The following is a 19033-nucleotide window of genomic DNA, read 5'->3' as shown; positions in this document are numbered from 1 at the left end:
TGGGTGGTGAGACCGGTCAGGTTCGCGCGGTGAGACCGGTCAGGTTCGAGCGGGGAGATCCGCTCGGGCCGCCCGCACCGCCGGGCGCCGTGCCCCCCACCGCCGGGTGCGGTACCGGCCGGCCACCCGGCACACCGCGTAGATCGTGAACGAGATCGTCGTGACGTAGGGGCTGATGGGGATGCTGCTGCCCAGGGCGAGCAGGATGCCGCCCTCGATGGAGACCACGGCGAACACCACGCTCAGCGCGGGCAGCAGCACCGGCGACGCGGTGACACGGGCGGCCGCCGCGGCCGGGGTGACGACCAGGGACAGCACCAGCAGCGCGCCGACGATCTGCACCGACAGGGCGACCGCGAGCCCGAGCACCAGCATGAACGCGAACGACAGCGCACGCACCGGCACCCCGCGGGCCTCCGCCACGTCCGGATCCGTACTGGCGAAGGCCAGCGGACGCCACATGACCGCCAGGGCCACCAGCACCAGGACGGACGTGCCCAGCAGCCACGACATCTGCGGGGTGTCCACGGCGACGATCTGCCCGGTGAGCAGCCCGAACTTGTTGGCCGCCCGGCCCTTGTACAGGGCGAGGAAGAGCACGCCGAGCCCCAGGCCGAACGGCATGATGATGCCGATCACCGAGTTGCGGTCCCGGGCCCGGGACCCGAGGACGCCGATGGCGCCGGCGGCCAGGAGCGAACCGGCGATCGAGCCGACCACGATGTTCGCGTCCAGCAGGAGGGCCGCCGAAGCGCCCGCGAACGACAGCTCACTGATGCCGTGCACCGCGAACGGCAGGTCCCGCATCAGGACGAACACCCCCGCGAGCCCGCCCACCAGGCCCAGTGCCACGCCGGCGACGAGGGAGTTGCGGACCAGGGCGAGGAGTTCGCCGTAGTCGGTGAAGTCGAAGATCTGGTGCCAGATCCCGTCGGCGAGTGTCATGCGCGCACTCCGTCGCTCTCGTGGGCCTGCTCGGGGTGGTGCGGCGGGCCGGCCGTCTCGTCGGGAGCCCCCGCGACCACCACCCGGCCCCGGACGCGGAGCACGTCGACCTGCGTGCCGTAGAGGCGGGACAGCGACTCCGAGGTCAGCACCTCCTCCGGGGTCCCAGCCCGGTGGCCGCCGGGGGCCAGGTACAGGACGCGGTCGGCCATGCCCAGCACCGGGTTGATCTCGTGCGTCACGAACACCACCGCCGTGCCGTGGGAGCGGCGCCGGGCGTCGATCAGCTCGGTGACGGCCCGCTGGTGGTGCAGGTCGAGCGACAGCAGCGGCTCGTCGCACAGCAGGAGACGGGGGTCGGTCGCCAGGGCCTGCCCGATGCGCACGCGCTGCCGTTCGCCGCCGGAGAGCATCCCGAGCGGGACGTCGGCGTAGGCCGAGGCGCCGACCGACTCGAGGATCTCGTCAACCCTGCGGCGGATGCCGCCGGTGCGCAGCCGCGGCCCGAAGCGGTGGCCGTCGATGCCGAACCGGACGAGGTCCCGGGCGCGCAGCACCGCCTGGGCGGACAGCGCCGCCTGCTGCGGGACGTAGCCGATGTGCCGGGCGGCCTCGCGCGCCGGCCGGCCGAGGACGGTCAGCGTGCCGGCGGACAGCGGCTGACGGCCCAGCAGCGCCCGGACGAAGCTGGTCTTGCCCGCGCCGTTGGGCCCCAGTACGGCCAGGAACTCCCCGGGCCGCACGTCGAGATCGAGACCGCTCCACACCTCGCGGTCGCCGTAGGACAGGGCGGCCGCGCGCAGCGAGATGACCGGCGTGCTGTCCTGCCGGGGTATCGGGGTCACTTGGCCAGCGCGCTCGCGAGCGCGTCGAGGTTGGACGTCATCCAGCCGAGGTAGTCCTTGCCCTTGGGCAGGGTCTCGGTCACGGGCACGACGGGGATGCCGGCCGCCTTGGCCGCCGCCTCGGCCTTCTCGGTCTGGGGGCCGGAGGTCTGCTCGTTGTAGACGAGGGCCTTCACCTTCTTGGTGCTGAACAGCGCGAGGCTCTCCTGGAGAACGCGCGGGGAGACGTCGTCGCCCTCTTCGATCGCCTCGCTGAACTGCGCGGGCGTACGGTTCACCAGGCCGCTGGCCTCGGTCATGTACAGCGGCACCGGCTCGGTGATGGCGATGCCCGCACCGCCGTGCGCCTTCTTGATCCGCGCTTCCTGGGCCTGAAGCGGTGCGAGCTTCGCCTTGAAGGCGGCGGCGTTCTTCGTGAAGGCGGTGGCGCCGCTCGGGTCGGCCTTCGCGAGGGCGGCGGAGATCCGGTCGGCGACCTTGGCGACGGTGGGGAAGTCGTACCAGACGTGCTCGTTGAGTTCGCCACCCTTGGGTGCGGTCTTGCCGGACACCTCGACCGCGTTGATCACTTCGGCGGAGTCGTTGTGGCCGCCCTTGAGCATGTGGTCGACGAAGTCGTCGTAGCCGCCGCCGTTCTCGACGACGACCTTCGCCTTGGACAGGGCCAGCTGGTTCTGGGGGTCGGCCTCGTAGGAGTGCGGGTCCTGGTCGGGGTCGCTGATGACCGACGTGACGTCGACCCGGTCGCCGCCTATGCGTTGGGCTATGTCGCCCCAGACGTTCGTGGAGGCGACCACGACCACGCGGGCCGGTGTGCCCTTGGCGCCGGAGGAGTCCGACGAGCTGCCGCAGCCCGCGAGCAGGGCCAGTGACGCGCTGGTCAGCAGCGCGATGCGGCGGGACGTGGACAGGGGCATGGCTCCTCCAGGACGGGCGCGCACGAAGGTCGTCGACAGGAAGGTCGTCGACAGGCATCACGCTAGATGGGAATGAATGTCAGAAGCGTCTTGCGTCCGAAGTCATGTGAAAACCATTGCCAACTGTTGGCCTTCTCTGGACTGTCTATCCAAGCATTGGACTCCTGGTCTAAAGTGATGAGGGTGAGAGGGGGCGGGCATGGGCCATGACCTGAACGTCGAGCGGGACGCGATCCTCGCCGCGCTGAAGCCGGTCGTGCACGGGATCGCGGCGACCTTCGGGCCGGTCTGCGACGTCGTGCTGCACGACTACCGGCACCCGGAGCGATCGGTGGTCGCGGTGGCCGGAGCGGTGACCGGGCGTACGGTCGGGGGTGCGATGAGCGAGATCGGCATGCGTGTCCTCGCCGGCGGCGACGAGGTGTCCGACGAACTGAACGACGTCAGCCGCACCCGCAACGGCACGCCGGTGAAGTCCTCCACGATGGTCCTCCGGGACTCCACGGGAGCCGTGTTCGGCGCCCTCTGCATCAACGTGGACGTCGGCGCGGTCACCCAGGTCCACGACCTGCTCGGCGCGCTCGCCGGAGTCGGTGCCGCCGCTCCGGCGGAGCTCCCGACGACCACCTTCGGCAACGACATCGACTCCGTGGTCGACGCCCTCGTCGACGCCCACCGGTCCCGGCAGCGGGGCAGCTGGGCGGAGCTCGACCGCGCGGAGCGCGTGGAACTGTTCGGCGGCCTGGACAGCCGCGGGGTCTTCGCCGTGCGCGGCGCGGTCGAACAGGTCGCGGCCCGGCTCGGCATCTCCCGCGCCTCCGCCTACACCTACCTGTCCCGGGCCCGAGCCGCCCACGACACTTCCACCGGAGGATCCGCGTGACGACCACCACCTCACCGGTCACCCTCGACGACGTCCGGGACGCCGCCGCCCGGCTCAAGGGCGTCGCCCGCCGCACGCCCGTGCTGTGCTCCCGCACCCTGGACGCGCTCGCGGGAGCCGAGGTCTTCCTCAAGTGCGAGAACTTCCAGCGCGTGGGCGCCTTCAAGTTCCGCGGCGCCTACAACGCCGCCTCCCGCCTCAGCCCCGAGCAGCTGTCCCGGGGCGTGGGCGCCTTCAAGTTCCGCGGCGCCTACAACGCCGCCTCCCGCCTCAGCCCCGAGCAGCTGTCCCGGGGCATCGCCGCCTACTCCTCCGGCAACCACGCCCAGGCCGTCGCCCTGGCCGCCCGGGAGCTGGGCACCACGGCCGTCATCGTCATGCCGGAGGACGCCCCGCCCTCGAAGCGGGCCGCCACCGCCGGCTACGGCGCCGAGATCGTCACCTACGACCGCTACACCGCAGACCGCGTCGCAATCGCCGAGGCCCTCGCCGCCGACCGCGGCCTGGCCCTCATCCCGCCCTACGAGCATCCGCACGTCATGGCCGGGCAGGGCACGGCCGCCCTCGAACTGCTCGAAGAGGTGGGGGAGCTGGACGCGCTGCTCACGCCGGTCGGCGGCGGCGGGCTGATGGCCGGCAGTGCCACGGCGGCCAAGGGCCTGCACCCCGGCATCCGGACCGTCGGTGTGGAGCCGGAGGCCGGGGACGACACGAAGCGCTCGCTGGAAGCGGGGCGGCGCGTCAGCATCCCGGTCCCGCGCACCATCGCCGACGGCCAGGCCCTGCACACCCCGGGAGAGCTGACGTTCTCGGTCAACCGACGGCTCCTCGACGAGGTCGTCCTGGTCACCGACGACGAGATCCGGGACGCGATGCGGTTCGCCTTCGAGCGTCTGAAGATCGTCGTGGAGCCGAGCGGCGCCACCCCGCTGGCCGCGCTGCTCACCGGCCGGGTGGGTCGGCTTCCCCCGCGCGTCGGTGTCGTCGTCTCCGGCGGCAACGTCGACGCCGGACGCTTCGCCGAACTCTGCGGCGGCGCCACCCACTGAATGGCGCCGCCCGGAGGGCGGACGGACGATGGAAGCACACCCTCACCGAGGAGGAGCGTCATGCTTGAAGTGAAGACGCTCGACAAGCCGGACGAGCGGCGCGACTACCCCCGAGGCCACCTGGAAGCCGTCCACATGACAGGGCTGGACTTCGCCGTGGCCACCTTCGAGCCGGGCTGGCGCTGGTCCGAGTCCGTGGCCCCGATCGCCGGGACGGACAGCTGCCGGATCCACCACAACGGCTATGTCGTCTCGGGCCGTATGCACATCCGCATGGACGACGGCGCGGAGAGCGAAGTGGGACCGGGCGACGTGTTCGTCTGCGCGCCCGGCCACGACGCCTGGGTCGTCGGCGACGAGCAGTGCGTGGTGTACGACTTCGCGGGCAGCATGGCAAAGGAGTACGCAAAGAAGGACTAGTGCCGCGGCAGGCAACACTTGCCCGTAAAGGAACTGCGTCCGGTCACACCGGCAGCAGGCGGGCCACCAGTGCGCTCAACTGCCGGGCGTTGCGGCACTCGTGCATCTCGACCAGCTCGGCGTAGGCGGGCGCGACGGAGTCACCCGTGCCCCAGCGGGAGCGCTGCTCGGGGTTCAGCCAGTGGACGCGCCGGGCGCGCTCGGCGATCTGCCGCAGGGCGGGCAGATTCGGGTCGCTCCGGTTCGTGCGGGCGTCACCGAGGACGAACACGGTCGTGCGGGAACCGGCCGCGTCCGCGTACCGCTCGGCGAACTCGCCCAGCGCCATGCCGTAGTCGCTGCTTCCGTGATAGCCCGTGACGGCCGCCTCCGCCTGGATGCGGGTGCCCAGCCCTTCCGGATCGGCCCGCCCGTGCTCCAGCAGCCCGGTCACCTCGTCGATCCGGTTGACGAAGGCGAACACGCGCACCTTGCTGAACTGGTCGTGCAGCGCCTGCACCAGCAGCATCGTGAAATCGGAGAAGCCGGAGACCGACCCCGACACGTCGCACAGCAGCACCAGTTCGGGGCGGGCGGGACGCCGTGCGCGCAGCACCGGCTTCATCGGCACTCCGCCCGTCGACAGCGAACCGCGCAGGGTCCGCCGCAGATCGATCGTGCCCCGGGAGGCGCGACGGCGCCGGGCCGCCAGCCGGGTCGCGAGCTTGCGGGCCAGCGGCTGCACCGTCCTGCGCAGCTCGGCCAGCCGGTCCTGCCCGGCGAACAGGAAGTCCACCCGGTCCGCTGTCGGGGCCACCGCCCGCCGGGCGATCTCGTCCCGGCCGCGCCGCTCGGCGACCCGCCGCCGCGCCTCCGCGGCCACCAGGGCGCGGAAGGCGTCGATGCGCCGCCGGATCTCGTCCTCAAGCAGCCGGTCCGCGAACCCCTGCCTGTCGCCCTGCCCCCGGACGGTGTCACGCACCCTGGCCAGCAGGGTCTGCGGCCGCAGCCGTTCGAGGGCCTGGTACGACGACCAGCCGTCCGACTCCGGCGAGGAACCGTAGCCGCCGAAACCGTCGACCGCCTCGATCGCCAGCCGGCCCAGCAGCTCCCGGTCGTCGGCGGCCAGCGCAGCGGCCAGCCGGTCCCGCAGGTCCTCGCGCCCCGCCGCCCGGTGCTCGGGGCCACCGACTCCGCGCGGGAAGTACAGGTCGAAGACCGGGTCGAACACCTGCCGCTGCGCGGGCCCGTGCAGCAGCGTCGCCGCGAGTCCCTCGCGCAGCAGCTCCCGGTCCGCGAGCCCGAGTTCCCCGACCGCCCGTGCCGCGTCGACCGTCTCGCCGGTGCCGATCCGCACACCGTGCGCGCGCAACGCCCCGACCAGCGACGTCAGCCGCTCGGCGACGCCCGCCGGGGTGGTCACAGGGCGTCCAGGTCGAGCTTGGCGGACGCCTTGAGGACGTCGTCCTGATGCTTGAGGAGCACGCCGAGCGTGGCCTTCACGACCGTCTCGTCCAGCGACTCGGCGCCGAGCGCCAGCAGGGTGTGCGCCCAGTCGACGGTCTCGGCGACCGACGGCACCTTGCGCAGATCCATCGCCCGCAGCGCACCCACGACCCGGACGACCGATCGGGCCAGGGTCTCGTCGAGCCCCGGCACCTTCAGCCGGACGATCCGGCGCTCCAGCTCCTCGTCGGGGAAGCCGATGTGCAGGAAGAGGCAGCGGCGGCGCAGCGCCTCGGACAGCTCCCGGCTCGCGTTGGAGGTGAGCACGACGAAGGGGCGGCGCGTCGCGGTGATGGTGCCGAGCTCGGGGACGGTCACCTGGAAGTCGCTGAGCACCTCCAGCAGCAGGCCCTCCACCTCGACGTCGGCCTTGTCGGTCTCGTCGATCAGCAGCACCTTCGGCTCGTCGCCCCGGATCGCCGTCAGAAGGGGGCGGGTGAGGAGAAACTCCTCGCTGAAGATGTCCGTCCGGGCCTCGTCCCACGTCTCGTCGCGACCCGCGCTGATGCGCAGCAGCTGCTTGGCGTGGTTCCACTCGTACAGCGCCCGGGACTCGTCGACCCCCTCGTAGCACTGCAGGCGCACCAGCCGCGCTCCGGCCACCTCGGCGACGGCCTTGGCGAGCTCCGTCTTGCCCACGCCGGCCGGGCCCTCCACCAGGAGCGGCTTTCCGAGGCGGTCGGCGAGGAAGACGGTCGTGGCGACGGCGGGTGAGGCGAGGTAGCCGGTCTCGGCGAGGCGTGCGGAGACGTCGTCGACGGATGTGAACAACGGTGGCCTCCAGGACGGCGGCGTGGGACGGACGGCAGGCCACTATCTAAGCGCTTGTTCACCCACGCTGTCACGGGGGGAGTGGCTGCCGGGCTTCTTCCACACGTCGACTCGATCCTGCCCCGAGCCGAGACACGGGGGTCAGTCCTCGCCGACGAGGATCACCTCCAGCGTGCGCGGCCCGTGCACCCCCTCGACGCGGTCCAGCTCGATGTCACTGGTCGCCGACGGCCCGGAGATCCACGTCAACGGGCGTGCCGGATCGAGGCGTTCGAGCCCCTGCGGCACGGACGACACGACCTGGCCGGGCACCCGCACCACACAGATGTGGTGGTCCGGGACGAGGGTGATCCGGCGGCGGCCCTGGTCGGGCGAGCCGTCCAGCACGATGGTGCCGGTCTCCGCGATCGCGACCGCGCAGGCCGTCACCACACTGCTGACCCGGTCCAGTTCGTCCGGAGTGCTCTCGGCCCGGTCGGTCACCCGCGTCACCCCGGTCGCCGCCAGCCACTCCTCGTCCAGCCCGGGCGGCACCAGCACCGAAGCCGCCCCGCGCTCGTCCAGCAGCCCCGCGATCAGAACGGGCAGTCCGGCGGCGTCCGTGCGGTGCACGAGCGCCCGGTAGTCCGCCAGGTTCTCGGCGAGCAGCTCCACCGTCTCCGCGACGGTCCGCTGCCCGTGCTCGCGCAGGTAGTCCCTGACGATCGGCGTCTCGTCGGCCGGAGCCTTGGCCAGCGCGCGCCGCACCCGACCCAGGATCCGTTCCCTGCTGTTCACCTGTCCCCGTCCTTCCCACCACGAGTGCGCTGCCACCAGTCCCGGAACGGTTCGGCGGGCACCGGCGGCAGATCCCGGGTCCCGCTCCAGGCCCTGCCCGGGCCGGGCAGCGTCCGGGGATGGAAGCGACGGGTGCGGGAGGCGACGCGCTGGCCGGTACGCAGCGCCCCCGCGTGCGTGAACGCCCAGCGTGCCGCGCGCATCGCCGCCCGCTCGGCGGCATGTCCCTTCGCGGGCCGCAGCACCACCTTGTTGCCCTCCCGCGTGACCTCGCCGCCCTGTACCACCCGCTCCCGCAGGTGCACCAGCACCTCGGGGATGTCGATGGCGACCGGGCACACCTCGTAGCACGCACCGCACAGCGACGATGCGTACGGCAGCGAGGCGTCGATCTCGCTGCCCGTGCCCCGCAGCTGAGGGCTGAGGATCGCGCCGATCGGCCCCGGGTACACCGAGCCGTAGGCGTGGCCGCCCGCCCGCTCGTAGACGGGGCACACGTTGAGGCACGCCGAGCAGCGGATGCAGCGCAGCGCCTGCCGGCCGACCTCGTCGGCGAGGGTGTCGGTGCGGCCGTTGTCCAGCAGCACCAGATGGAAGGCGCCCGGCCCGTCCTGATCGGTCGTGCCGGTCCAGGTCGACGTGTACGGGTTCATGCGCTCCGCGGTCGAGGAGCGGGGGAGTGTCTGCAGGAAGACCTCCAGGTCCTGCCACGTCGGCACGATCTTCTCGATGCCGACGACCGAGATCAGCGTCTCGGGCAGGGTCAGGCACATCCGGCCGTTGCCCTCGGACTCCACGACCACCAGGGTGCCCGTCTCGGCGACCATGAAGTTGGCGCCGGAGATGCCGACCTTGGCCCGCAGGAACTTCTCCCGCAGGTGCAGACGGGCGGCCTCGGCGAGTTCGGCCGGCGAGTCGGTCAGGCCCTCGGGCGCGGGGCGGCCCCACTCGCTCATCTCACGGGCGAAGATGTCCCGGATCTCGCCGCGGTTGCGGTGGATGGCCGGGACCAGGATGTGCGAGGGCCGGTCCTTGCCCAACTGCACGATGAGCTCTGCCAGATCGGTCTCGTAGGCGTGGATGCCCTCGGCCTCCAGTGCCTCGTTGAGACCGATCTCCTGCGTGGCCATCGACTTGACCTTGACGACTTCCGTCTCGCCGGTCATCTTCACGAGTTGGGTGACGATCTCGTTGGCCTCGTCCGCGTCGGCGGCCCAGTGCACGACACCGCCCGCGGCCGTCACCGACTCCTCCAACCGCACGAGGTAGCGGTCGAGATGGCGCAGGGTGTGGTCCTTGATCCGCTTGCCCGCCTCGCGCAGCTCGGCCCAGTCGGAGACCTCCGTGACGGCTTTCGCCCGCTTGGCGCGGATGGTGTGTGTGGCGTGCCGCAGATTGCCGCGCAGGGTCGTGTTCCCCACGGCCTCCCGCGCGGCGTCCGCAAACGCCGGCATGCCGAGATACGTCCCGCTCATACGGCCGGTTCCTCCTCCGTGCTCGCCAGGATCTCCGCGATGTGCACCGGCCGTATGCCGGTCCGCAGCCGGGTCATCGTCCCGCCGATGTGCATCAGGCAGGAGTTGTCGGCCGCGCACAGCACCTCGGCGCCCGTCGACTCGGCGTTGCGCACCTTGTCGGCGCCCATCGCCGCCGAGACGTCGGGGTTCTTCAGGGCGAAGGTGCCGCCGAACCCGCAGCACTCGTCCGCGCCCGGCAGCTCGACGAGCTCGAGGCCCTTCACCGCCTGGAGCAGCCGCAGAGGCCGCTCACCGAGTCCGAGGCCGCGCAGCCCGTGACAGGTCGGGTGGTAGGTCACCTTGTGCGGGTAGTACGCCCCGACGTCCGTCACGCCCAGCACGTCGACCAGGAACTCCGTCAGCTCGTACGTCTTCGGCACGACCGGCGCCAGAGTGACCGCGAGAGTGTCCCCGCGCCCCTCCGCCCGGGCCCGTTCGCCCATCCGCGGATACAGCTCCCGCACCATCGCCCCGCACGACCCGGACGGTGTCACGATCGCGTCGTACTCGCCGAATACATCGGAGAAATGCCGGGCGAGCGGCTCGGCCTCACGGCGGTACCCGGTGTTGTAGTGAGCCTGCCCGCAGCAGGTCTGCGCCATCGGGAAGTCGACGTCGACACCAAGCCTGGTCAGCAGTTTCACCACGGCGCGCCCGGTGTCCGGATACAGTGTGTCGTTGACACAGGTCAGGAACAGGGCGACACGCATCGCGGCTCCTCGTGGTCGGTCATCGGATGAGTGCAGCCTAGTCCGGGCGCGGGGCCGACGGGAGACCCCATCACTGCGCGGCGAGCCGAGCCTGCGCGGCGCGCCACCGCTCGGTCCCACCGCGCGGCTCGTACCGGGTGAGTGGCTGCGTGTTCACCAGCAGCCGCCGCATCCCGGCCAGGTCGCCGACCAGCCCGTCCGCACGCGCCTGCACCAGGACGTTCCCCAGGGCCGCCGCCTCGGTGGGCCCGGCCACCACCGGCAGCCCGCACGCGTCGGCGGTCAGCTGGCACAGCAGGGCGTTGCGCGTACCGCCCCCCACCACATGTACGACGTCGACCGTGTGCCCGGCGAGCCGCTGGGCGTCCTGGACGGCCCTGCGGTGGGCGAGCGCGAGGGAGTCGAGGATGCAGCGCGTCACCTCGGCCGGCGACTCCGGCACCGGCTGCCCCGAGACGCGGCAGGCCTCGGCGATCCGTTCCGGCATCCGCCCGGGCGCGAGGAACGCCGCGTCGCCCGCGTCCACGACCGACCGCAGCGCCGGCACCTTGGACGCCTCCAGCAGCAGCGCGCCGAGATCCGGGTCGCCCCAGGCCCGTACGCACTCCTGGAGCAGCCACAGCCCCATGATGTTCCGCAGATAGCGCACGGTGCCGTCCAGCCCCAGCTCATTGGTGAAGTTGGCGGCCCGGCTCTCCTCGGTGAGCACCGGCGCGTCCAGCTCCAGACCGGCCAGCGACCAGGTGCCGGTGCAGATGTAGGCGAACCGCTCACCCGACGCGGGTACGGCGGCGACCGCCGACGCGGTGTCGTGCGACCCGACGGCCGTCACCGGCACGGGGCCGGTCAGCCCGGTCTCCTCCAGCACCTGTGGCCGCAGCACTCCCGCCGGATCACCGGGCTGCCGCAGCGGCGCGAACAGCCCGAGGTCGACACCGAGGCGCTCCGCGACGCCGTACGCCCAGTCACGGGTGCGCGGGTCGATCAGCTGGGTCGTGGAGGCGTTGGTGAGTTCCGTGCCCTGCTCGCCGGTCAGCCAGTACGTCAGCAGGTCCGGAATCAGCAGCAGCCGCCGGGCCTGGGCGAGCTGGGCCGTGGAGCGGGCGGCGACGAGCTGGTACAGGGTGTTGAAGGGCGCGTACTGCAACCCGGTCGCGGCGTACAGCTCCTCCGCGGGCACGGTCGCCCACACCTTCTCCGGGACGCCCTCCGTACGGCCGTCCCGGTAGTGCACGGGATTGCCGAGCAGCGCCCCGTCGGCGTCCAGCAGCCCGTAGTCCACGGCCCAGCTGTCGATCCCGACGGAATCGACCTGCCCGGCCGCCTTGAGTCCGTCCAGCACTCCGGCGTACAGCCCGAGCCCGTCCCAGCGCAGCCCCTCGGGCACGCGTACCGGCCGGTTCGGGAAGCGGTGGGCCTCGCTCAGCTCCAGCGAGTCGAGTCCGACACGGCCGGCCATGACGCGCCCGCTGGACGCGCCGAGGTCGACCGCGGCGTACGACTTCACGGCCGCGCTCATCGCAGGAAGGCGGCCGCGACGCCGGCGTCGACCGGGATGTGCAGACCGGTCGTGTGGGTGAGGTCCCCACCGGTCAGCGCGAAGACGGCGTTGGCCACGTGCTCGGGGAGCACCTCGCGCTTGAGGATGGTCCGCTGGGCGTAGAACTCGCCCAGCTTCTCCTCCTCCACCCCGTACACGGCGGCCCGCCGGGCGCCCCACCCGCCGGCGAAGATCCCCGAGCCACGCACCACGCCGTCCGGGTTGACGCCGTTGACGCGGATGCCGTGCTCGCCCAGCTCGGCCGCGAGCAGCCGCACCTGGTGGGCCTGGTCGGCCTTGGTGGCGGAGTAGGCGATGTTGTTGGGCCCGGCGAACACGGCGTTCTTCGAGGCGATGTAGACGATGTCGCCGCCCAGTTGCTGCGCGATCATCACCCGGGCCGCCTCCCGCGACACCAGGAATGAGCCGCGGGCCATGATGTCGTGCTGGAGGTCCCAGTCCTTGGCGGAGGTCTCCAGCAGCGGCTTGGAGATCGAGATGCCCGCGTTGTTGACGACGAGGTCGACGCCGCCGAAGGCCAGCACGGCCGCCCGGAACGCCTCGGCGATCTGCTCCTCGGAGGTGACGTCCACCGTCACGGCGACGGCCTTGTCGGCCCCGCCCAGTTCTTCGGCGACGGCGGCGGCGTTCTCGCCGTTCAGATCGGCCACGACGACACACGCGCCCTCGGCCACGAGCCGGTGCGCGATGGCCTTGCCGATCCCGCTCCCGGCACCCGTCACCAGCGCCACCCGGGTCGCCAGCGCCTTGGGCTTCGGCATGCGCTGGAGCTTGGCCTCCTCCAGCGCCCAGTACTCGATGCGGAACTTCTCGGACTCCTCGATCGGCGCGTAGACGGAGACGGCCTCGGCCCCGCGCATCACGTTGATGGCGTTGACGTAGAACTCGCCGGCGACCCGGGCGGTCTGCTTGTCCTTGCCGAACGAGAACATGCCCACCCCGGGTACGAGCACGATGGCCGGGTCGGCGCCGCGCATGGCGGGGGAGTCGGGCAGGGCGTGCCGCCGGTAGTAGGCGGCGTACTCCTCGCGGTACTCGGCGTGCAACTCCTTCAGCCGCGCGATCGCCTCCTCCAGCGGGGCGCTCGGCGGGATGTCCAGCACCAGCGGCCGGACCTTGGTGCGCAGGAAGTGGTCCGGGCAGGAGGTCCCGAGCGCGGCGAGCCGCGGGTGCTCGGCGCTCGCGAGGAAGTCGAGCACGACCTCGGAGTCGTCGAAGTGCCCGACCTGAGGCCGGTCCTGGGAGGCGACGGCCCGGATGTACGGGGCGAGCGCGGCGGCCCGCTCCCGCCGCTCCGCGGCACCCAGCGCGGCGTACCCCTCCATCACCGGCCCGAAGGGCTCGGGCTTCCCCCGCTCGGCGAGGAAGCGCTCGGCGGTCCGGATGATGTGCAGCGAGTTCCGCTCGCACTCCTCGGAGGTGTCGCCCCAGGCCGTGATCCCGTGCCCGCCGAGGACGCACCCGACGGCCTGCGGATTGGCCTCCTTCACGGCGGCGATGTCCAGCCCCAGCTGGAAACCTGGCCGTCGCCACGGCACCCACACCACGCTGTCACCGAAGCACTCGGCGGTCAGTTTCTCCCCGTCGGCGGCACAGGCGAGCGCGATTCCCGAGTCCGGGTGCAGATGATCGACGTGCGCGGCCTCGACCAGCCCGTGCATGGCGGTGTCGATGGACGGAGCGGCCCCGCCCTTGCCGTGCAGGCAGTAGTCGAAGGCGGCGACCATCTCGTCCTCGCGCTCGACGCCCGGGTACACGTCCACGAGCGCCCGCATCCGGTCGAGGCGCAGCACGGCGAGCCCGGCCTCGGTCAGCGTCCCGAGGTCACCGCCGGACCCCTTGACCCACATCAGCTCGACGTCCCCACCGGTGACGGGGTCGGTGTCGGTGCCCTTGGCGGAGGCATTGCCGCCGGCGTAGTTGGTGTTCCGGGGATCGCCGCCGAGTCGGTGCGACCGGGCGAGCAGAGCGGCGGCTTCGGGATGGGTGGCCATGACAGTTCCTTTTCAAAGAGAGTGGGTGATGTCCTCAGGGGCGCGGGGAACTGCGCGACCAGCCACATACGGCCCGCACCCCGCAGACAACAGATCTCGGCAGACGCTTACGCACCCCACCCCGCCTGCTGCCCACCGACCCGCTCAGCCACAATCCGCTCACCCCACCCGGACCGCCGATACGCGGCAAGCGGCTCGGGGTCCAGCCCCATCTCCTCCCGCACCTCCCGCAGCAACGGCCGCACATCCGTGTTGTACGCATCCATCACCACGGCATTGGCTTCCAGCACATCGCCGCCGCGCTGCGCCGCACTGAGCGCTTCCCCGTCGACCAGCAGCGCCTTCGCCGTCGCCTCCTGCACGTTCATCACCGACCGGATGATCGCCGGGATCTTCGCCTCGATGTTGTGGCACTGGTCGAGCATGAACGCGACCTCGGGCGAGAACCCACCGCCCCGCACGACCTCGTACATGATCCGGAACAGCTGGAACGGATCAGCGGCCCCGACCATCAGGTCGTCGTCCGCGTAGAAGCGCGAGTTGAAGTCGAACCCGCCGAGCTTCCCCTCCCGCAGCAGCGTCGCCACGATGAACTCGATGTTGGTCCCGGGCGCGTGATGCCCCGTGTCGACGACCACCTGTGCCTTGGGCCCGAGCTTGAGGCAGTGGGCGTAGGCGGTACCCCAGTCCGGCACGTCCGTCGTGTAGAACGCCGGCTCGAAGAACTTGTACTCCAGCAGCATCCGCTGCCCGTCCCCGAGCCGCTCGTAGACCTCGGCCAGCCCCTCGGCCAGCCGGTCCTGCCGTCCCCGGATGTCGTCCTGGCCGGGATAGTTCGTCCCGTCGGCGAACCACAGCTTCAGGTCCGTCGAGCCCGTCGCGTCCATGATGTCGACGCACTCCAGCAGATGATCGACGGCCTTCCGCCGCACGGAGGCCTCCGGATGGCAGATGCTCCCGAGCTTGTAGGCGTCGTCCTGGAACGTGTTGGAGTTGATCGCCCCGAGCTTCACGCCCCGCTGCTCGGCATGCTTCGCCAGCGCCGCGTAGTCGTCGACCTTGTCCCACGGAATGTGCAGGGCCACGGTCGGCGCGACCCCGGTGAACTCGTGCACCTTCGCCGCGTCGTCCAGCTTCTCGAACGGGGTGCGCGGCACGCCCTCCTGCGCGAAGACCTTGAACCGGGTGCCCGAGTTCCCGTACGCCCAGGACGGCGTCTCGACGGCCTGTGTCTTGAGAGCGGCCTTCGCCGCGGCGAGCTCGGTCACGTCAGGCTCCTGTGACATCGGGTCATGACGACCACTGAATGAAACGATTCAGGACGCGAAGCTATGGGCCCCCCGTAGGGGTGTCAACCCCTCCGGCCGAGGCGGTTTCCCGTGACCCATGCGTGACCTTCTGTCCTCGACCTGTCCTCGAAACTTTTTCGACCAGAACCCATTGACGTGACATGCGCGGCCCGCCTAACGTCCCGGCAACCCAGTTGAAACCTTTCACGACGCCGAGAGGGCCGACCCACCGGCGTCGTCGAGGAGCCCTCATGACCCACCCGTCCACCACGGGTCCGGCCCCGGTTCTCGCGCTGAGGGACGTCTCCAAGTCCTTCGGCGCGGTCCGTGCACTGCGGGACGTCTCCCTGGAACTGTTCCCGGGGGAGGTGCACGCACTCGCCGGTGAGAACGGTGCCGGCAAGTCCACGCTCATCAAGACGCTCGCCGGAGTGCACCGCCCGGACGCCGGCCAGGTGCTGCTCGACGGTGCGCCCGTCGCCTTCCACGGGCCCGGCGACGCCCGCGACGCCGGCATCGCCGTGATCTACCAGGAGCCCACGCTCTTTCCCGACCTGTCGATCGCCGAGAACATCTACATGGGCCGCCAGCCGCGCCGCGCCCTCGGCCGGATCGACCACAAGGCCACCCACAACGCGACCGCCGCCCTCATGAAGCGCCTCGGTGTCGAACTCGACCCCGACCGGCCCGCCCGCGGCCTGTCCATCGCCGACCAGCAGATCGTCGAGATAGCCAAGGCGCTCTCCTTCGACGCCCGCGTCCTGATCATGGACGAGCCGACCGCCGCCCTCACCGGCAGCGAGGTCGCCCGCCTCTTCGGCGTCGTCCGCACCCTGCGCGACCAGGGCGCCGCCGTGCTCTTCATCTCCCACCGCCTGGAAGAGATCTTCGAGATCTGCCGTCGGGTCACCACCCTGCGCGACGGCGCCTGGATCGCCAGCGAGCCCCTGGACGGCATGACCGAGGACGACCTCGTGCGCCGCATGGTCGGCCGTGACCTGGACGAGCTCTACCCCAAGCAGGACGTGACGCCGGGCGAGGTCGCCCTGAGCGTGCGCCGGCTGACCCGCGAGGGCGTCTTCACCGACGTCTCCTTCGAGGTCCGGCACGGCGAGATCGTCGGCCTCGCCGGACTCGTCGGCGCCGGGCGCACCGAGGTCGCCCGGGCCGTCTTCGGCATCGACCGCTGGGACGCCGGCGAGGTCTCCGTCCGGGGCAAGGCCCTCGTCAACGGCGCCCCGTCCACCGCGATGGCCGCCGGACTCGCCCTGGTTCCCGAGGACCGGCGCGCCCAGGGCCTGGTGATGGACATGTCCATCGAGCGGAACATCGGGCTGACGGGCCTGCGTACGACGGTGAAGGCCGGACTCATGGACCGCGGCGCCGAGCGCAGCCGCTCCCTCGACTGGGCCGTCAAGCTCCAGGTCAAGTACGCCCGGATCGCCGACACCGTCAACACGCTCTCCGGCGGCAACCAGCAGAAGGTCGTGCTCGCCAAATGGCTGGCCACCGGCCCCGAGGTGCTGATCGTCGACGAGCCGACCCGGGGCATCGACGTCGGCACCAAGGCCGAGGTGCACCGGCTGTTGTCGCAGCTGGCCGCCGACGGCGTGGCCGTCCTGATGATCTCCTCCGACCTGCCCGAGATCCTCGGCATGGCCGACCGGGTGCTGGTGATGCACGAGGGCCGCCTCACCGCCGAGATCCCACGCTCCGACGCCACCGAGGAAACCGTGATGGCCGCAGCCACCGGGAGGGCCGCCGCATGACGGTCGTGACCCCGCAAGAGGCCCCCGTGGCCGACGTGCCCAAGTCGAGCGGCACCCGGCTGGTCGACCGCGTCTTCAAGATGCGCGAACTCGCCATCCTGGTCGTCTTCCTGGTGATGATCGGCGTCACCCAGGCAGGCAACAGCCAGTTCCTGTCCGAGCAGGGCATCAAGGACCTGCTGCTGAACGCGACGATCCTGGTCCTGGTCGCCACCGGCCAGTCCCTGGTGGTCATCACCCGCAACGTCGACCTGTCCGTCGGATCGACGCTCGGCATCAGCGCGTTCGCCGCCGGAACGTATCTCCAGGGCGGCGGCGACTCCGTCGTGGCGATCGCGCTGGCGGTCCTGCTCGGCATCGGCTTCGGACTGCTCAACGGACTGCTCGTCAGCCTCGGCCAGGTGCCCGCGCTCGTCGTCACCCTCGGCACGCTCTACATCATCCGCGGCATCGACTCCATCTGGGTCGGCTCCCGCCAGATCACCGCGGCCGACCTGCCCGGCGGATTCGTCGACTTCGGCTCCGGCGGCATCTCGGCGGTCCCGTACCTGGCACTGATCGCGCTGGCGGTCCTCGTCGCCACCGCCTATTACCTCAAGCACTTCGCCAGCGGACGCGAGTTGTACGCGCTCGGCTCCAACCCCGAGGCGGCCCGCCTCGCCGGCATCCCCGTCCGCAAGCGGATCCTCGCCGCGTACACCTTCTGCGGCGCCCTCGCCGGACTCGCCGGCGCGATGTACCTCGCCCGCTTCGGCAACGTCGACTCCGGCACCGGAAACGGCTACGAACTGACCGTCGTCAGCGCGGTCGTGGTCGGCGGCGTCGTCTTCACCGGCGGCTCCGGCAGCGTCTACGGCGCGGCCCTCGGCGCGCTGCTGCTGACCTCCATCAACAGCGTGCTGCCCGCCCTCGGCGTCAGCTCCGTGTGGGTGCTCGCGATCAACGGCATCCTGCTCATCCTCGCGATCGCGGTCGACCGGATCGTCGCGCTGCGCGTGGCCTCCGCCCTGAAGAAGAGGAACGCCCGCCATGGCTGACATCTCCCTGAGCCGAGCGGCCGGCTGGTCCGGCCTGAAGAGGTGGGACTCCGCCGTCGGCGCACTCCTCGTCGTGGTCCTGCTGTTCTCCTTCGGGTTCGTCGACGGGTTCGGCAACGCGCTCAACCTGTCCTTCCTGATCGGCAACACCCTGCCCATCGCGCTGATCGCGCTGCCCATGACCCTGCTGGTGGTCTCCGGCGAGATCGACCTGTCGGTCGCGTCCACGGCCGGCCTGTCCGGTGCCGTGATGGGGGCGCTGTGGAACCAGGGCATGGCCATCGAGACGATCATCCCGATCTGCCTGCTGCTCGGTGTCGTGTGCGGGCTGGTCAACGGGCTGCTGGTGACCCGGCTGGGGCTCCCGTCCCTCGCCGTGACCATCGGCACCCTCGCCGCCTACCGGGGCATCGCACAGATCGTGCTCGGGTCCGACGCGGTGACCGACTTCCCCACGCAGTACCTGGACTTCGCGGCCGGGCGCATCGGCGACACCTTCATCCCCTACGCGTTCCTGCCGTTCCTCGTCCTGCTCGCCATCGCCGTGGTCGCGCTGCACGCCACGCCGTTCGGACGGTCGTTGTTCGCGATCGGAGCGAGCGAGGAGGCCGCCCGGTTCGCCGGGATCCGGGTCAAGCGGCAGAAGCTGATCCTGTTCACGCTGACCGGGTTGATGGCCTCGCTGACCGGGATCTTCTGGGCGCTGCACTACGCCAGCGCCCGCTACGACAACGCCACCGGCCTCGAACTGTCCGTCGTGGCCGCCGTGTTGCTCGGCGGCATCGACTTCGACGGCGGCAAGGGCACGTTGGGCGGTGCGATCGCGGGGGTGTTCCTGCTGGGGGCGTTGCAGAACGTGATGAGCCTCCAGGACGTTTCCGCGCAGTCGCAGATCGTCGTCACCGGCGTGTTGCTGGTGCTCTCCGTACTCGGGCCTCGGGTGGCTCGGCAGATCGCCGTTGTGCGTGCTCAATCTTCCGGCTGACCGGTGGTTTGTGGCTGGTCGCGCAGTTCCCCGCGCCCCTTTTCAGGGCGCTCCCCTCAACCTCGTTCAAAGGAAACCG

General features: G+C 71.2%; 17 protein-coding genes. 6 read left to right on the top strand and 11 right to left on the bottom strand.

Translation table 11 applies throughout. The features are described from left to right. Nucleotides 1-39: 39 nt before the first annotated feature. Genes FDO69_RS31025 through FDO69_RS31015 form a run of 3 tightly spaced genes read right to left on the bottom strand, consistent with a single transcriptional unit; the run spans nt 40 to nt 2707 of the window. Nucleotides 40-945 (bottom strand): metal ABC transporter permease, encoded by a 906-nt coding sequence (locus tag FDO69_RS31025; RefSeq protein ID WP_104784553.1) that lies wholly within the window; start codon nt 943-945, stop codon nt 40-42. After that, the gene (locus tag FDO69_RS31020; protein WP_104784550.1) at nt 942-1790 is read right to left on the bottom strand and encodes a metal ABC transporter ATP-binding protein; all 849 of its coding nucleotides are present in this window, start codon (nt 1788-1790) and stop codon (nt 942-944) included. The genes FDO69_RS31025 and FDO69_RS31020 overlap by 4 nt, the downstream gene beginning before the upstream one ends. Next, nucleotides 1787-2707: a metal ABC transporter solute-binding protein, Zn/Mn family gene (locus tag FDO69_RS31015; RefSeq protein WP_104784547.1), complete on the bottom strand. Its 921-nt coding sequence runs from the start codon at nt 2705-2707 to the stop codon at nt 1787-1789. Before FDO69_RS31015 ends, FDO69_RS31020 begins: the two co-directional genes overlap by 4 nt. Before the next feature lie 199 nt (nt 2708-2906). Between FDO69_RS31015 and FDO69_RS31010 the strand changes: the two genes are divergently transcribed. From FDO69_RS31010 to FDO69_RS31000, 3 genes are read left to right on the top strand one after another with little or no spacing between them, the layout of a single operon-like run. Further along, nucleotides 2907-3590 (top strand): helix-turn-helix transcriptional regulator, encoded by a 684-nt coding sequence (locus tag FDO69_RS31010; protein WP_104784539.1) that lies wholly within the window; start codon nt 2907-2909, stop codon nt 3588-3590. After that, the gene (locus FDO69_RS31005; protein ID WP_138430226.1) at nt 3587-4639 is read left to right on the top strand and encodes a pyridoxal-phosphate dependent enzyme; all 1053 of its coding nucleotides are present in this window, start codon (nt 3587-3589) and stop codon (nt 4637-4639) included. Before FDO69_RS31010 ends, FDO69_RS31005 begins: the two co-directional genes overlap by 4 nt. 60 nt (nt 4640-4699) lie before the next feature. Next, nucleotides 4700-5059 carry a cupin domain-containing protein gene (locus FDO69_RS31000; RefSeq protein ID WP_053673613.1) on the top strand — a complete coding sequence of 120 codons (360 nt, stop codon included), beginning with the start codon at nt 4700-4702 and terminating at the stop codon, nt 5057-5059. Between the two features lie 43 nt (nt 5060-5102). On the opposite strand, the gene FDO69_RS30995 is transcribed toward FDO69_RS31000, so the two are convergent. From FDO69_RS30995 to rhaI, 8 genes are all read right to left on the bottom strand, one after another. After that, nucleotides 5103-6461: a vWA domain-containing protein gene (locus FDO69_RS30995; RefSeq protein WP_104784536.1), complete on the bottom strand. Its 1359-nt coding sequence runs from the start codon at nt 6459-6461 to the stop codon at nt 5103-5105. Further along, complete coding sequence (locus FDO69_RS30990; protein ID WP_104784533.1) at nt 6458-7315, bottom strand: AAA family ATPase; 858 nt, start codon at nt 7313-7315, stop codon at nt 6458-6460. Before FDO69_RS30990 ends, FDO69_RS30995 begins: the two co-directional genes overlap by 4 nt. 141 nt (nt 7316-7456) lie before the next feature. Beyond that, complete coding sequence (locus FDO69_RS30985; RefSeq protein WP_104784530.1) at nt 7457-8092, bottom strand: LutC/YkgG family protein; 636 nt, start codon at nt 8090-8092, stop codon at nt 7457-7459. Further along, a complete protein-coding gene (locus FDO69_RS30980; protein WP_104784527.1) occupies nt 8089-9567 on the bottom strand; it encodes a LutB/LldF family L-lactate oxidation iron-sulfur protein in 1479 nt (492 codons plus the stop codon). Before FDO69_RS30980 ends, FDO69_RS30985 begins: the two co-directional genes overlap by 4 nt. Beyond that, the gene (locus FDO69_RS30975) at nt 9564-10319 is read right to left on the bottom strand and encodes a (Fe-S)-binding protein (protein ID WP_104784524.1); all 756 of its coding nucleotides are present in this window, start codon (nt 10317-10319) and stop codon (nt 9564-9566) included. Before FDO69_RS30975 ends, FDO69_RS30980 begins: the two co-directional genes overlap by 4 nt. A gap of 70 nt (nt 10320-10389) precedes the next feature. After that, nucleotides 10390-11838 (bottom strand): rhamnulokinase, encoded by a 1449-nt coding sequence (locus tag FDO69_RS30970; protein WP_104784521.1) that lies wholly within the window; start codon nt 11836-11838, stop codon nt 10390-10392. Next, the gene (locus FDO69_RS30965; RefSeq protein WP_104784519.1) at nt 11835-13874 is read right to left on the bottom strand and encodes a bifunctional aldolase/short-chain dehydrogenase; all 2040 of its coding nucleotides are present in this window, start codon (nt 13872-13874) and stop codon (nt 11835-11837) included. Before FDO69_RS30965 ends, FDO69_RS30970 begins: the two co-directional genes overlap by 4 nt. A gap of 107 nt (nt 13875-13981) precedes the next feature. Continuing rightward, nucleotides 13982-15142: an L-rhamnose isomerase gene (gene rhaI / locus FDO69_RS30960; protein ID WP_104784516.1), complete on the bottom strand. Its 1161-nt coding sequence runs from the start codon at nt 15140-15142 to the stop codon at nt 13982-13984. A 272-nt stretch (nt 15143-15414) separates the two neighbouring features. Between rhaI and FDO69_RS30955 the strand changes: the two genes are divergently transcribed. The 3 genes from FDO69_RS30955 to FDO69_RS30945 are packed head-to-tail and all read left to right on the top strand — an operon-like array spanning nt 15415 to nt 18954. Beyond that, complete coding sequence (locus tag FDO69_RS30955; protein ID WP_104784514.1) at nt 15415-16932, top strand: sugar ABC transporter ATP-binding protein; 1518 nt, start codon at nt 15415-15417, stop codon at nt 16930-16932. After that, the gene (locus FDO69_RS30950; protein ID WP_104784511.1) at nt 16929-17969 is read left to right on the top strand and encodes an ABC transporter permease; all 1041 of its coding nucleotides are present in this window, start codon (nt 16929-16931) and stop codon (nt 17967-17969) included. The genes FDO69_RS30955 and FDO69_RS30950 overlap by 4 nt, the downstream gene beginning before the upstream one ends. Continuing rightward, entirely contained in the window at nt 17962-18954 is a 993-nt protein-coding gene (locus tag FDO69_RS30945; RefSeq protein WP_104784508.1) for an ABC transporter permease, read from the top strand. Before FDO69_RS30950 ends, FDO69_RS30945 begins: the two co-directional genes overlap by 8 nt. The last annotated feature ends 79 nt before the right edge of the window (nt 18955-19033 follow it).

The sequence above is a fragment of the Streptomyces tibetensis genome, from assembly GCF_007655005.1.
Lineage (GTDB): Bacteria > Actinomycetota > Actinomycetes > Streptomycetales > Streptomycetaceae > Streptomyces > Streptomyces tibetensis.
Note: the sequence above shows the minus strand (reverse complement) of the source record. Positions and strands in the feature narration are given on the sequence as shown.